The 13,055-nt window shown below is 59.7% G+C and carries 10 protein-coding genes; 4 read left to right on the top strand and 6 right to left on the bottom strand.

Going from position 1 to position 13,055, the window contains the following annotated elements; all coding sequences use genetic code 11:
- Positions 1-7: 7 nt before the first annotated feature.
- Positions 8-193, bottom strand: a complete 186-nt coding sequence (locus LDL28_RS02760) for a hypothetical protein (RefSeq protein WP_233057113.1) — start codon at positions 191-193, stop codon at positions 8-10.
- Between the two features lie 88 nt (positions 194-281).
- A complete protein-coding gene (locus tag LDL28_RS02755; RefSeq protein WP_233057112.1) occupies positions 282-1,244 on the bottom strand; it encodes a hydrogen peroxide-inducible genes activator in 963 nt (320 codons plus the stop codon).
- 144 nt (positions 1,245-1,388) lie between these two features.
- On the opposite strand from LDL28_RS02755, the gene ahpC reads away from it, so the two are divergent.
- Together ahpC and ahpF are read left to right on the top strand one after the other, a co-directional pair.
- Positions 1,389-1,952: an alkyl hydroperoxide reductase subunit C gene (gene ahpC, locus LDL28_RS02750; protein ID WP_233057111.1), complete on the top strand. Its 564-nt coding sequence runs from the start codon at positions 1,389-1,391 to the stop codon at positions 1,950-1,952.
- Positions 1,953-2,033: 81 nt separating this feature from the next.
- Positions 2,034-3,614, top strand: a complete 1,581-nt coding sequence (gene ahpF / locus LDL28_RS02745) for an alkyl hydroperoxide reductase subunit F (protein WP_233057110.1) — start codon at positions 2,034-2,036, stop codon at positions 3,612-3,614.
- A 70-nt stretch (positions 3,615-3,684) separates the two neighbouring features.
- Here the strand turns inward: ahpF and LDL28_RS02740 are convergent, their stop codons facing one another.
- Complete coding sequence (locus tag LDL28_RS02740; protein WP_370636214.1) at positions 3,685-5,235, bottom strand: glucoamylase family protein; 1,551 nt, start codon at positions 5,233-5,235, stop codon at positions 3,685-3,687.
- Between the two features lie 323 nt (positions 5,236-5,558).
- Here LDL28_RS02740 and LDL28_RS02735 point away from each other — a divergent pair, with 323 nt between their 5' ends.
- Complete coding sequence (locus LDL28_RS02735) at positions 5,559-6,065, top strand: RcnB family protein (protein WP_233057109.1); 507 nt, start codon at positions 5,559-5,561, stop codon at positions 6,063-6,065.
- Positions 6,066-6,244: 179 nt separating this feature from the next.
- Entirely contained in the window at positions 6,245-7,618 is a 1,374-nt protein-coding gene (locus tag LDL28_RS02730) for an Nramp family divalent metal transporter (protein ID WP_370636213.1), read from the top strand.
- Between the two features lie 5 nt (positions 7,619-7,623).
- Here LDL28_RS02730 and LDL28_RS02725 read toward each other — a convergent pair whose 3' ends face one another.
- From LDL28_RS02725 to LDL28_RS02715, 3 genes are all read right to left on the bottom strand, one after another.
- Positions 7,624-10,086 carry a mechanosensitive ion channel family protein gene (locus LDL28_RS02725; protein WP_233057108.1) on the bottom strand — a complete coding sequence of 821 codons (2,463 nt, stop codon included), beginning with the start codon at positions 10,084-10,086 and terminating at the stop codon, positions 7,624-7,626.
- A gap of 436 nt (positions 10,087-10,522) precedes the next feature.
- Positions 10,523-10,987: a hypothetical protein gene (locus LDL28_RS02720; RefSeq protein WP_233057107.1), complete on the bottom strand. Its 465-nt coding sequence runs from the start codon at positions 10,985-10,987 to the stop codon at positions 10,523-10,525.
- A gap of 323 nt (positions 10,988-11,310) precedes the next feature.
- Positions 11,311-12,750, bottom strand: a complete 1,440-nt coding sequence (locus tag LDL28_RS02715) for a hypothetical protein (RefSeq protein ID WP_233057106.1) — start codon at positions 12,748-12,750, stop codon at positions 11,311-11,313.
- Positions 12,751-13,055 lie beyond the last annotated feature (305 nt).

The raw sequence follows: 13,055 nt of genomic DNA, 5'->3' as shown, positions 1-13,055 counted from the left end.
ATCGCGCCTATCGCATCCCCTCCCCTGTATAAGGTCCGGCGTGACGGTCCGGGCCGCCATAGTTCTGGCCATAGCCGCCACGCTGATACCCATCGGCGGGGCCGCCGTGGTGGTGATGGTGCCGGCCGCCATAACAGGCGGCAAGCGAGAGCGCCAAGGCCATGGCGCATAAGCTGCGGAAGGTACGGTTCATTCAGGCCTCCTGTATCCATGGATACGAACGTGGCGGGGGCTGGAAGGTTTGATGGCGCGGCGTCATGCCTGTCCTTTTCCGTCGCGCATCAGGAATCGGTGGGGTCTTCCTCGCGCTGGGTGGCGAAGGTGCTGACGGCCCGACATCCTTCAGGCGCGTTTTCACGCAGGAAATTCGCGAATTCGGCAAAAGCCGGTCCCCGCGGGTCCGTCGCGCGCCATACAAGGCCGATCGTCCGGTTGGCCCCCGCGATGGGGGTCAGGGAAATCAGGTCCGCCCATTCGCTGCGGTTGCGCAGCGCGAGCCGGGGAATAAGCGAATAGCCCTCCCCCGCGCCGATCATGTGCCACAGCATTTCCAGGCTGGCGGCAAGGCGCTGCTGGTCGCGCTGTATGGGCATGCCGCACAGCGCCAGCGCCTGGTCGCGCAGGCAGTGGCCATCCTCCAGCAACAGCAGGTCCGGCCCCTGCAGGTCGCCCATCAGCAGTGCCGGGCGTTCGGCCAGCGGATGGTCGGCCGGGAAAGCGGCCAGGAACGGTTCCTCGAACAGGGGCGCGCAGTGGAAGTTCTCCCCCTTTACGGGAAGTACCGCGAATACCAGATCAAGCTCGTCATGGCGGAGGGCGCGCAGCATGATGTTGGTCAGGCTGTCGGTCAGTTGCAGCCGCAGTTGCGGGTGCGCGCGCCGTAGCAACGGCAGCAGGCTGGGTACGTAATAGGGGCCAAGGGTCGCGATCAGCCCGATGCGCAGCAGCCCCTCCAGCGGTCCGGTCTGCACGCGGGCGGCCTCGATCATGGCGCGGGCGGCGGTCAGCACGTCGCGGCCCATGGCGATCAGGCGCGCGCCCTCCGGTGTCAGGGTGACGCGGCGGCGCGAGCGTTCAAACAGGACGACACCCAGCAACGCCTCCAGCTTGCGCACCTGTTCCGACAGGCCGCCCTGGCTTACGCCGCACCGTTCCGCCGCGCGGGAAAAATTGCGCAGGTCATCCACCGCCACCACATATTCGATATCGCGCAGCGACAGGCCGGAAAGGGGAATATAGGTCATGGGTATAGATAGGACCGATTTTGAACGATTTGTAAAACGGTTTTCCCGATAACAGCCATTGACAGAAACTGTTTCCCCGCATTTCGTGTTCGTGGGACAAGATGCCCGTTAACACCTGATTAGCGAAAGCAAGGAGCATACCACATGGCACGCATCAATTCGTCATTGAAGCCTTTTGAGACGGATGCCTTCCATAACGGCAAGTTCATCAAGGTGACCGATGTCGATGTAAAGGGCAAATGGGCCGTCTTCTTCTTCTATCCGGCGGACTTCACGTTCGTCTGCCCGACGGAACTTGAAGACCTTGCCGACAATTATGCGACATTCCAGAAGCTGGGCGTGGAAATCTACTCGGTCTCGACCGACAAGCATTTCACCCACAAGGCATGGCATGACACGTCCCCGGCCATCAGCAAGATCAAGTATGTCATGCTGGGCGACCCGACCGGCCAGATCGCACGCAATTTTGATGTGCTGATCGAGGAAGCCGGGCTGGCCGATCGCGGCACCTTCCTGATCGATCCGGACGGCAAGATCCAGTACATCGAGATCACCGCCGGTGGCGTCGGCCGCAGCGCCGCCGAGCTGCTCGATAAAATCCAGGCCGCGCAGTACGTCGCCACCCATCCGGGTGAAGTCTGCCCCGCGAAGTGGAAGGAAGGCGGCGAAACGCTGACCCCGTCGCTGGATCTCGTCGGCAAGATCTGATCCGGGCGGTCGCGGTCCGGCCCCTTTGCGGGGGCCGGATCATCCTGCCCCACCTTTTCAGAAAAAGCGGAGTTAACTCCCATGTTGCAAGACACCATCAAAACGCAGCTCAAGGCTTATCTGGCTGGCCTGGCGCACCCCATCGTGCTTGAGGCATCGCTCGATAACAGCCCGAAATCGCGCGAGATGCATGAACTGCTGCACGAGGTCGCCGCCCTTTCCGACAAGGTGCAGGTTTCCGAACAGGGTACGGCCACCCGGCGGCCTTCCTTCGTCATCCGCCGCGAAAACGCCAGGACGGGCGTCACCTTCGCCGCGATCCCGATGGGGCATGAATTCACGTCCTTTGTCCTGGCGCTGCTGCAGGCGGGCGGCCACGCGCCCAAGCTGTCCGATGAGACGGTGGCCCAGATCAAGGCGCTGCCGGGGCAGTACAATTTCGAGACCTATGTCTCGCTTTCATGCCAGAACTGCCCCGATGTGGTGCAGGCGCTCAACGCCATGAGCGTGCTGAACCCCAACATCCACAACGTCACGATCGATGGCGCGCTGTTCCAGGACGAGGTGGCGCAGAAAAACATCATGTCCGTGCCGCAGGTCTATCTGAACGGGGAACTGTTCGAGACCGGGCGCACGGATATCGCCCAGATTCTGGCCCGGCTGGACGCGGATGCGCCAAAACGCGCCGCCGAGAAGCTGAAGGACATCGCCCCGTTTGACGTGCTGATCATCGGCAGCGGTCCCGCCGGCGCGTCCGCCGCGATCTATGCCGCCCGCAAGGGGCTGCGCACGGGTCTGGTGGCCGAACGCTTTGGCGGGCAGGTGATGGATACGGAAGGCATCGAGAATTTCATCTCGGTCAAGGAAACCGACGGGCCGAAGCTGGGCGCGGCACTTGAAGCCCACGTACGCCAGTATGATGTGGACATCATCTCGTCCCAGCGCGCGAAGGAACTGTTCCCCGCCGCACGGCCCGGCGGCCTGCACGGGGTGGCGCTGGAAAGCGGGCCCATCCTGCATGCCCGCACGGTCATACTGGCCACGGGCGCGCACTGGCGGCATCTGGGCGTGCCGGGTGAGGAAGAATACCGCAACAAGGGCGTGGCCTATTGCCCGCATTGCGATGGCCCCTTCTACAAGGGCAAGCGGGTGGCCGTGGCCGGTGGCGGCAATAGTGGCGTGGAAGCCGCGATCGACCTTGCGGGTATTGTCGCGCATGTCACGCTGCTCCAGCGCGGTTCGCACCTGAAGGCGGACAAGGTGCTGCAGGACAAGCTGTACAGCCTGCCCAACGTGACGGTACTGACCGAGGCCCTGACCTCACGCATCGAAGGTAACGGCAAGAACGTGACCGGCCTGACCTATCGCGGCGGCGATGGCGCGGACCATCATGTGGACCTAGAAGGGGTGTTCGTGCAGATCGGCCTGCTGCCGAACACGGGCTGGCTGAAGGGAACGCTGAAGCTCAATGACTTTGGCGAGATCGTTGTGGACAGCCACGGCGCGACATCGGTTCCCGGCGTGTTCGCCGCAGGCGATGCCACCACGACCCCCTACAAGCAGATCGTGATCGCGATTGGCGGTGGGGCCACGGCGGCGCTGGCGGCGTTCGATTACCTCATCCGCGTGCCCGCGACCGAGGACAAGCTCGTCGCGGCATGAGGCACCTGCCGGGTGGGGCGTGTCTGCCGCCCTGCCCGCTTCGCCAGGAACGGCGCGCGGCCATCTTCCTTCAGGAGTGCCGGGGTGTCGTCACGTCCGTAGGCTGGGCGCTGGCGTGATCCTGTCGCGGCGATGACGATGGCCGCGACGGGGCGGTGGAGGGTGCAGGCGCCGCCATGGCCGTGGCGGCTGGCAGCCAGCCGCCCTCGAACCCCGCGCGCTCCAGCCCGGTCCTGATATAGGGGTTGTGCTTCATCACATTCCAGACCAGCCCGCTACGCCAGTTTTCGATCATGAGCAGGATCGGTCCCTGATCTATGCCCAGATATTCATGATCGGTCCAGAAGGACTGACCATCGCGGAAACTGGGGTTGAAGGCATCGACAAAGCCGTACTGGCCATAAATCCGCGTGCCGTACCGGGCCTTCATGTTCCGTAGCGTCGGCAGCACGATTTCGGGGGCGAAGGCGATGGAACCGGCGGCGGCGGTGGGCGCGATGGTGCCGTCATCCTGCGTGTAGTCCCGCCCCGCGCCTCGGGCGGAATAGGACAGGAAGTGCCGGGACTGCCCATCCATCTGCCGGGTCACATCGCCGGGGCCGTCGCAGGCGGTCAGCCCCCACATGGTGGCGCTGTAATCGTGCCATTTGCCCGGATTGGCTATGGCGTAGGCCTGCTGGGCATAAACGGCGCGACGGCTGTTTTCAAAATAATCTATCTGCCTGGCATGCGCCCACGCATCCTGCACGCCACGGAAGTCGATCCAGGCATGGCTGTACTGGTGGCCGAACAGGGGCGCGAAATTGAGGAATGTCTGGCCATAATAATCCCCCCACCGCTGGTTGTTGGTGGCAAGCCATGCCTGCCACGATGTTGGCGCCAGTGGATGGGACGGTGAGCCGAGCCCCAGGATATAGGCCATCATCCCTTCGCTGTAGCCTTCCCAGTAGCTGGGAATGAACTGGTGTTCGGGGGTCCAGCCCATGCTCATCCGGTTGTCGGCGCGGGTAATCCACTGCCAGTTGACGCGCCTGTACAGTTGGTCGGCCAGATCGCGTATTTCGCGTTCCTGCGGCGTATCGTGGTCATAAAAGGACTGGGAGAACAGGATACCCTGCATCAGCAACGCGGTGTCGATGCTGGACAGTTCTATGTCCCGGCTGAAGCGCAGGCCCGTGCTTTTGTCGAGAAAGTGGTAATAGAGGCCCTGATAGCCCGCAGCCCCCTGCGCACTGTCATTTTGCGGGCTACGCATGAGATGGCGCAGTGTGACCAGTGTGCGCCGGGCGGCCTGTTCGCGGGTGATGTAGCCGCGTGTCGCGCCGATGCCGTAGGCGGTCAGGCCGAAGCCGATGGAGGCGACGCTGCTCAATGTCTGCCCCGAGGGGTAGCGGTCGGGAACGAGGCCTGTTTTCGGGTCGCTTGAATCCCAGAACCACTGGAAGGTCCGGCGTTCAAGGTCATCGATCAGGATGGAATCCGCCGGGTTGATGCTGGTGGCGGAACTGGCCGTGCGGGTGTTCGTGTCCGCCGCATGGGTGGGAATGGGAAGCAGGGATACGCCATATAGCAGTGCCGATACGAATACAGCCGCGTGTCGCCCCGTTTTTCGAGGGTGCAAAGCCCAGTCTCCCGCCCGTTACGCCTAGCCTTTATGGAGTCAGATCACGGTGGAGCGCAATACGCGTTTCCACGCTTCGCGCCAGAAGTTGCATTGTGAAATGTGACGAATGGTGTCCAGCCGGGCGGTCGGGTTCCGCGTGGGGCATGGGGTCTCGCACCCAGGTTGTGGGGAATGCGGGCTGCAACCCTGCCTGCCATTCAGGCGTTACGCCATGGAGACCGCTCCCGCATCAGGCCGGACTGTGCCGCGGGCAGGATTTTTTACCATTGCCGGCCTCTTTTCCCGTCAGGTCTGTAGGCCAATCTGAATCAGGACCGCCCATGAAAACCAGATCCACCATGGCAATCATCATGGCCAGCGTGCTGTGCATTGCTTCCCCGGTTTACGCACAGCCTTTTGGCCAGCAGGGGCCGCAGGGCGGACCCGGGGGCGGACCCGGGGGCGGCCCCGGAGATGGCCCCGGAGAGGGCTATGGTGCGGGTCCGAATTCCGGTCCCGGTCGGGGTGGGCCGGGCGGGCCGGGCAGGTTGCTGGGGCCGGGTGGCGGAATGGGCCATCGCATGAACAGCCCGCCACCCCGGCGCGGTGGTGGCGGCAACGGCTATGACCACGTTGACATGAACCGCGTCTGGCGGCGTGGGGACCGCTATGATGGCCCGCGTAACAGCCGGTGGGTGGTCAATGACTGGCAGCGTTACCGTGGCCTTTCCGCCCCGCCACCCGGATATCAATGGATGCGCTACGGCAACCAGTACCTGCTGACCGCCCTGACCACGGGTGTGATCGCGGGCGTTGTCAGCGCAACCGTGGCATCCCAGATGCGGTAATACATTTCAGCATTTTGCCAGATTTTATCAGGGGGGCCTGCTTAACGGCGCCGCCCTGTCCGGTGGAAAACCCGGGGGCGGGGCGTTGCGGCTAATATATTGCACGGACTGATAAAATTTCCTTGTGCAATGTAATATAGCCTATTGAATATTCTGGATGGATACGATTGAGTAATGGCATGAGCCATAAGCCCCCCGCTCCCCTTGCGCCACGCATGCCAAAACCCGCCATATGGCGCTTTGCCAAAGGTACACAGACAGACAGCTACAGCCTGCCGGAGGTCTTCGCCTCCGTGCATGTGCCTGATGCCGGTGCGCCATGGTTGCGGCGGTTTCTGGCGTTTGTGGGGCCGGGCTACATGGTCTCGGTCGGGTATATGGACCCCGGCAACTGGGCCACGGACCTGCAGGGTGGCGCGCAGTTCGGTTACACGCTGCTGGTTGTCATCATGCTGTCGAATTTCATGGCGATCGTGCTGCAATCGCTTTCCGCGCGGCTGGGCATCGCCACGGGCCATGACCTGGCGCAGGCGTGCCGGGACCATTTTCCCCCTGCCCTCAATATCGTCCTGTGGCTGGCCTGCGAACTGGCCATTATCGCCTGCGACCTGGCCGAGGTTATCGGCACCGCGATCGCCCTTCAGCTTCTGTTCGGCATTCCGCTTCTGGCGGGCGCCCTTATCTCGGTCATGGATGCGTTTATCGTCCTGTTCCTGATGAACCGGGGATTCCGTTATCTGGAAGCCTTCGTGATCGGGTTGCTCAGCATCATCGCCATCTGCTTCATGGTGCAGGTGGCGGTGGCCAGCCCCCCGCTGGCCAGTGTGCTCAAGGGGTTCCTGCCTTCATCCGCCATCGTGACGGACAGCCGGATGCTCTATATCGCCATCGGCATTATCGGGGCGACCGTCATGCCCCATAACCTTTATCTTCATTCTTCCATTGTGCAGACGCGGGCCTTCGCGCGCACGCCATCGGGCCGGCGTGAGGCCATACGCTGGGCCACATGGGACAGTTGCCTGGCCCTGATGCTGGCGCTGTTCATCAACGCCGCGATCCTGATCGTGGCGGCGGCGGCGTTCCATACCACCGGGCATCAAGATCTTGCCGAGATCGAGGACGCGTACCGCCTGCTCTCCCCCGTGCTGGGGCTTGGCATCGCCTCCACGCTGTTCGCGGTCGCGTTGCTGGCGGCGGGCACCAACTCCACCGTTACGGGCACGCTGGCGGGTCAGATCATCATGGAGGGATTCCTGCAGTTGCATATCCCGTCATGGGCGCGACGCCTGCTTACGCGGGGCCTGGCCATTGCCCCGGTTGTGATCGTGACCGCGCTGTATGGCAACCGGGGCGTGGGGCGGTTGCTCATGTTCAGTCAGGTTATCTTGTCCATGCAACTGCCCTTCGCGGTGATCCCGCTTGTCATGTTCGTATCCGACCGGCGCAAGATGGGGGAGTTCGTCATTTCCACCCCCATGGCGGTGCTGGCATGGCTGGTTTCCGCCGTGATCCTGCTGCTCAATGGCAAGCTGCTGTTTGACACGATCTTCTGATACACCTAGCCCTGCGACGTCGGTCCTGCCGCTCCCGTCGGTCCACCTGCCGGTTTGCTGGCCATGCTGACCTGTAACCCGTCGCTGCCGGGAGCGTTGTCCAGCAGGTAGAGATAGCTGGGCACGGGGAATTTTATGCCTTCCTGGCTCATGCGCACGGCCAGTCGACTGTAGAATTCCCGATAGACGGCCCATTTCGCCCCCGGCGCGGTCCGGACCGAGCCAAGGTAGCGTGCGCCGTTTCCATCCGCCTGCTCGATACCCAGAAACGAGAAACCGGACATGATCAGCCGCCCGAAGCGTGGCGTCTGGCGCATTTTTTCCAGTTCTTCATGCAGTATGGCTGTCAGTTGCCCCGTGTCCTGGGACAGGTCGATCATGAAATCGACCACGACAAGGTTGTAGTCGCGCGATGTGTTGGCGATGGAGGACACCTCGGAAAACGGGATGATGTGCAGATCCCCATTGATCGAGCGCAGCCGCAGGGTGCGGATGGACAGGTGTTCCACCGTACCCGATATGCCCCCCGCAGTAACCCAGTCCCCCACCTGAATGGCGTTTTCCACCAGCATGAAGAAGCCGGTGATGAAGTCCTTGACCAGACTTTGCGCGCCAAAGGCGATGGCCGCGCCCATGATCCCCGCGCCGGTCAGCAGCGGCGCGACATTGATACCGATCTGTGACAGGGTGGTGACCGCCACGATAATGATGATGATGGCCAGGAGCACGGTCTTGATAATGGGCAGGACCGTACGCAGGCGGCTGGCGCGCCCTGTCTGGGCGGAATTTTCAAACCGTGCGATCTGGCGCTCCAGCGCCGCGTTCGCCGCCTCCCACGCCAGGACGGCCACGGTATAGGCAACCATCATGGAACTGATCGCGCCCACGATCTTCGGTCCCAGCCTGCCGTAGAAAAGGAAATGAATGGCGGGGAGCCCAAGGGCCTGGAAGAACAGGATCACCGATATGAAAAACAGCAGGAACGACAGCATTTTGCGTGCGGCGGGATAGTAATAGTCCACCCGCCCCTGCAGGCCGGGATAGCGGGCTTCCAGCGCCGGGGAGATGTGGAACAGCCGGTTCTGCAGGTTAAAGATCAGTACCGACACCACCCGCGACAGGATCACGACCGCCGAAGTCAGGATGACCGTGCGGAAAATCCAGACATAGCCGCCACGGATATGGGTGGCCCAGATCAGCCACAGCGCGAAATTGAAGAACATGGCCGGTATCCACCACAGGTGGACCAGCCTGCCCAGAAACATCCAGAACGGCTGTTTGCTCAGCCGGGCGGGTGGTTGCAGGGCGCTGGCCACATGGGCACGCACCCGCCATGTGAATATGGCCACAAGCACATGCTCGACCAGTACCACCGTGCGGATGATCGCCTCGGTCCCGCGCGCGGGCATGTCGAACACACCGCCCAGCGTGGACAGGCACACCACGACCGAAGGGGCCGCCACCAGGAAATTGAGCCAGCGCGTCACCATGAACGCGGTCTGGTTGCTGGCGCTGCACAGGCGGATGGCCGGAGAATGCGGGACAAACAGCGTTTCCATCAACAGATAGACCACGCGCGCGACAACATAGGCATTTGTAAGTGTAAGCGTGACCAGTTCGGCCTGATGGGTCGTTGTCAGCAGATAGGCGAATGACGTGCCCAGACCAAAAAACAGCCCCACCGGCAGCATCTTGATCAGCAGATGTACGATTGAATAAGGCAGGCGGGCCAGAAGGCGCAGCGTGGCGTGCTGGGCCTGCATGTCGTTCTGCTGCGCCTGCTGGGCCGCCACTTCATCGGCGGCCTGTGTCGCATTGTCGCCCGGTGCGGGGGCTGGCGGGGGCGCATTGACATCGGGCAGGTTGAGCCGCCGTTCGGTCGCCACCGCGCGTTCCGTGACCCGGAGCAGCGGTTTGCGCAGCAGCAGCGAGAAACCGCGCTCGGCAGCCAGGGCAAGCAGCAGGATAAGGGTGGCCCTGCCGACAGCATCGAGCAGGATGCCGCGTGACTGCGGATCGGCAAAAATGGTGCGCGTCCAGTGGGCGACGAACACAAGATCGCCAAACAGCGCCACAAAATGCTTGGCCTGCACGAACAGGCTGGCGCGCAGGGCGTCCATGTCCTGCACGAAATCGCTGCCCAGACTGTCCGCCTGCACTGTCACCACCTTGCCCGCCGTGGTGGACACCGGCACGGGTGCTGGCGCCGGGGTAACCGGGGGTGGTGGCAACTGCGCGGCTATGGCCGAGAGCGTGTTTTCAAATTCCGCGCGTTTTGCCGGGTCGTTGATGACGGCAAGAACCTGCTGCGCCTGCTCGCGGCTCATGCCCGGTGGCGCGCCGTCCGACGCTGCGGGCTGGGCATGCCCGGCCCCTGCCCCCAGGCACCAGAGCAGCAGCCCGAATACGGCAACGCGCCACACGGTCAGCAGGCGGGATGAGGATGTGCCCCTTCCGGTTCCGGGCATGGCGGCCTGTTCCCTGTTGCACAGGCAAGTATCCGTGAAGTGGCGCATCGTGTGCATTTCGTCCCGACTGCTGAACGCTGAATATCTGTCATGTAAATATTGTATGGGCCATGCCATTTCTGGCAGACGATAAGGTTTATTGCAGACATGACAGTAAAAGCGCAGATCACCGGAAGCCGGGCAGATATGCGATAAATTACCCTACTCTTTTGGAACTGGTCTTGCCCTGCTGTGTATTCTTTATAATACTTAATTTTTATCGGAATGAGATATATCTGTTAAACGGATATATTTCATAATTATTCATTCAAATGAATATGTGGGTCCCCAGACCGCTGCATCGTCGAGGATGAACTGACACCGGACATTACGCAACCAGACGAACACGGACCTCCGTGGCGGCCGGTATTACAGGCGCGCCGTGACCGGGCCTGTTTTACGTACCGGTCGCGGTTGTATGTTTTTTCAGGAGCGGTATGGCGTCCGGGCTCCGTTCCAGTGCGCGTTCCAGTACCTCCTCCCCCAGCGCCTTGAGCGCGAGCGGGTGCATCGTATCGAGCGATGCGCCGAGCTTCTGCCGCTCCGCATCGGTCAGGTCCGGGTCCTCCATAATGCGCTGGTGGAGCATCCTGATCGCCTGCGGGCCATTCAGCGTCACATGCATATCGTCCGGCCGGTCCAGATAGGCGCGGCCCGCGCTGGTGATGGTACTCGCGCCCGTGATCCTGAGGTCATTGCCGGAAATGGTAACACCCCCCTTGCACAATCCCTGCAATTCCAGATCCATGAGGTTCCTGGCGCATCGGGCCTCGTCTTCCTCCCGTGGGGGACGCAGATTGGCCGCGCCGCCATTTTCCGCCATGCAGCGGAGCATCGCCGCCTGTAGGGCACGATCAATCATGTCAGGTTCCCGTTTGCGTGCTTGTCCGGCAGGTATGGTGATCCGGTAACGGGGGACAGGCAATAAGCACGATGGTAAACATGGTCATGCATGATTATTCACAATCCCCTGGATGCGGGATCATGATGGTGTTCAGTTTGCCGCGTTGTTGAAGATGCTTCTGAACGGTGCCGGTTCGGTCATGGGTGGATCTGTTTATGATTGCCAGATTTCAGTTCTATCCTGATGTTCATCTTACGCGCATTTCCCGCATCCATGCCAGATGTGACCACGCACGCCTATCGTATTGCTGTAGCAGTCCTGAATATTGACTGTGGTGAAGCTCATTTTTTTTTCAAATTTACGGCCATGTCCTGGCATTCCATGGAAAGAGCGGCGGATTCACTTGAATGAACGGCTTTTTCATTTTCCAGAGCGCGCAACAATCCTGCCATACGTTCATGATCGGCAGTGATATTAATAATTTTCTGTTCTAACCGTTCTCTTGCGGTTCTTTCGCGACGAACGGCATCAAGGGCTTCATTACGTTCATGTATGATATTATTGTATCGGGTGGTCAGTTCACTGAATTCTCGAGAAACGTATTCACATCGTGTCAGCAGTTCATCCCGCTCACGAGAGGCAGTTTCATATTTTCTGGAAAATTCGTCCTTCTCACGCGCAATATTTTCGTATCTGTTGAAGAGTTCGTCGCGTTCATGAGAAATATTTTTACATTGATTGACCATACCATTGCGTTCATGAACGACATAATCAAGTTCCGCACGCTTTGAGGTGAGAATACTGCGCATTCCGGTGGAATAGAAATCATTCTTCTTCCACTCTTCAAAGGCATCATTTTTTGCCTGATGCACAAAATCACGACATAGCGGATCCATGTTTTCAGGCAGCATTAGCTTCAGGCACTGCTCCACCGTATCCATTTCAGGTTTGCCACATTTGATATTCAGTTGTGACACCTCAAATGACGGGCGGGCGTCTTTTAATGATATATGGTGACCAAGCAGGGCATTGAGTTTTTCCTCGGTTTCCTCACGCGCGGTGCTATCACTTGCAATACGTGTGGAATCGATAATCAGATCCGAAGCTGTAAAGGCAGATGTATATATGTATAAGTGAAAAAGAAGGAAAATAAGGAAATTGTTTCGATCGTACGGGCCGGGCTCGCGCGGTGTGAACCACAAATCCAACATTTCCACAACGGGATCATGCCGATTGGATTTGATACAGATTTCAAGAATATTAAAGAAATAATTATTTCCATCCGCGGCCTGCCCTGAATAGGAGGCCCATTGATGGAAAAGGTTTCGATGAAGAAATATGGACTTCCCCGGGAACGCCTTTTTCAGCGCACGTGCCCGACCGAGGGAACGCGTGAACATAAGGGCCGGGCGTCGGCCCAGTGAATGGGCATAGTCAACCAGAGTAGAAAGATAGGTAACTTCCTCCTCGCTCAATGTTCCATCAAAACCACCGGCGGGAATGAAATGGTCATAGCTTATACCTTGGCCAGACATTATCGGGCCGGGCGTTTTCTGCATCAAAGGCATAAATTCCAGATAATACGATGCAGATGGCGGGTGGTTGGAACGCCAGCCCGAAAAGTCGCCACGGCTTACATTCTGATGTGGTGCACTAAGCGCCTCATTAAATGGTTCGGCATAGCTTATGAAATTTTCTATTTCCCGAAATTTTGTCCAAAGCCATGTGCTTGATGTTCTGAAACTTGAGTTTACGCAAATGGGTGTCAGATCAACAGACATGTCGCTATTAACCTCATCTAATCTCGAATATGAATTTACTTATAATTGCGAATACACGTTATTTCGGAGCATGCATAGATATTTAGGATCAGGCTTCATAATGGAATGAAATAATATTTTATAAACGCCTGAAAGACGCAGATCTGTGAGCGGGATATTTCCCATATATCAAATGGCAAGGTTTTCCGGTGGCACTTTTTTGCCCCTATCGAGCTTCAGTCGAGGGGGATGAAATGATATGGAACCCGATGGAAAGCCAGCATTACCACGCAGGTTCAATCCATTCCCAAATGGATGCCAAACAC

The organism is Komagataeibacter sp. FNDCR2, from assembly GCF_021295395.1.
In the GTDB taxonomy this organism is placed as follows: domain Bacteria; phylum Pseudomonadota; class Alphaproteobacteria; order Acetobacterales; family Acetobacteraceae; genus Komagataeibacter.
This window is presented reverse-complemented; position numbering and strand designations above follow the sequence as displayed.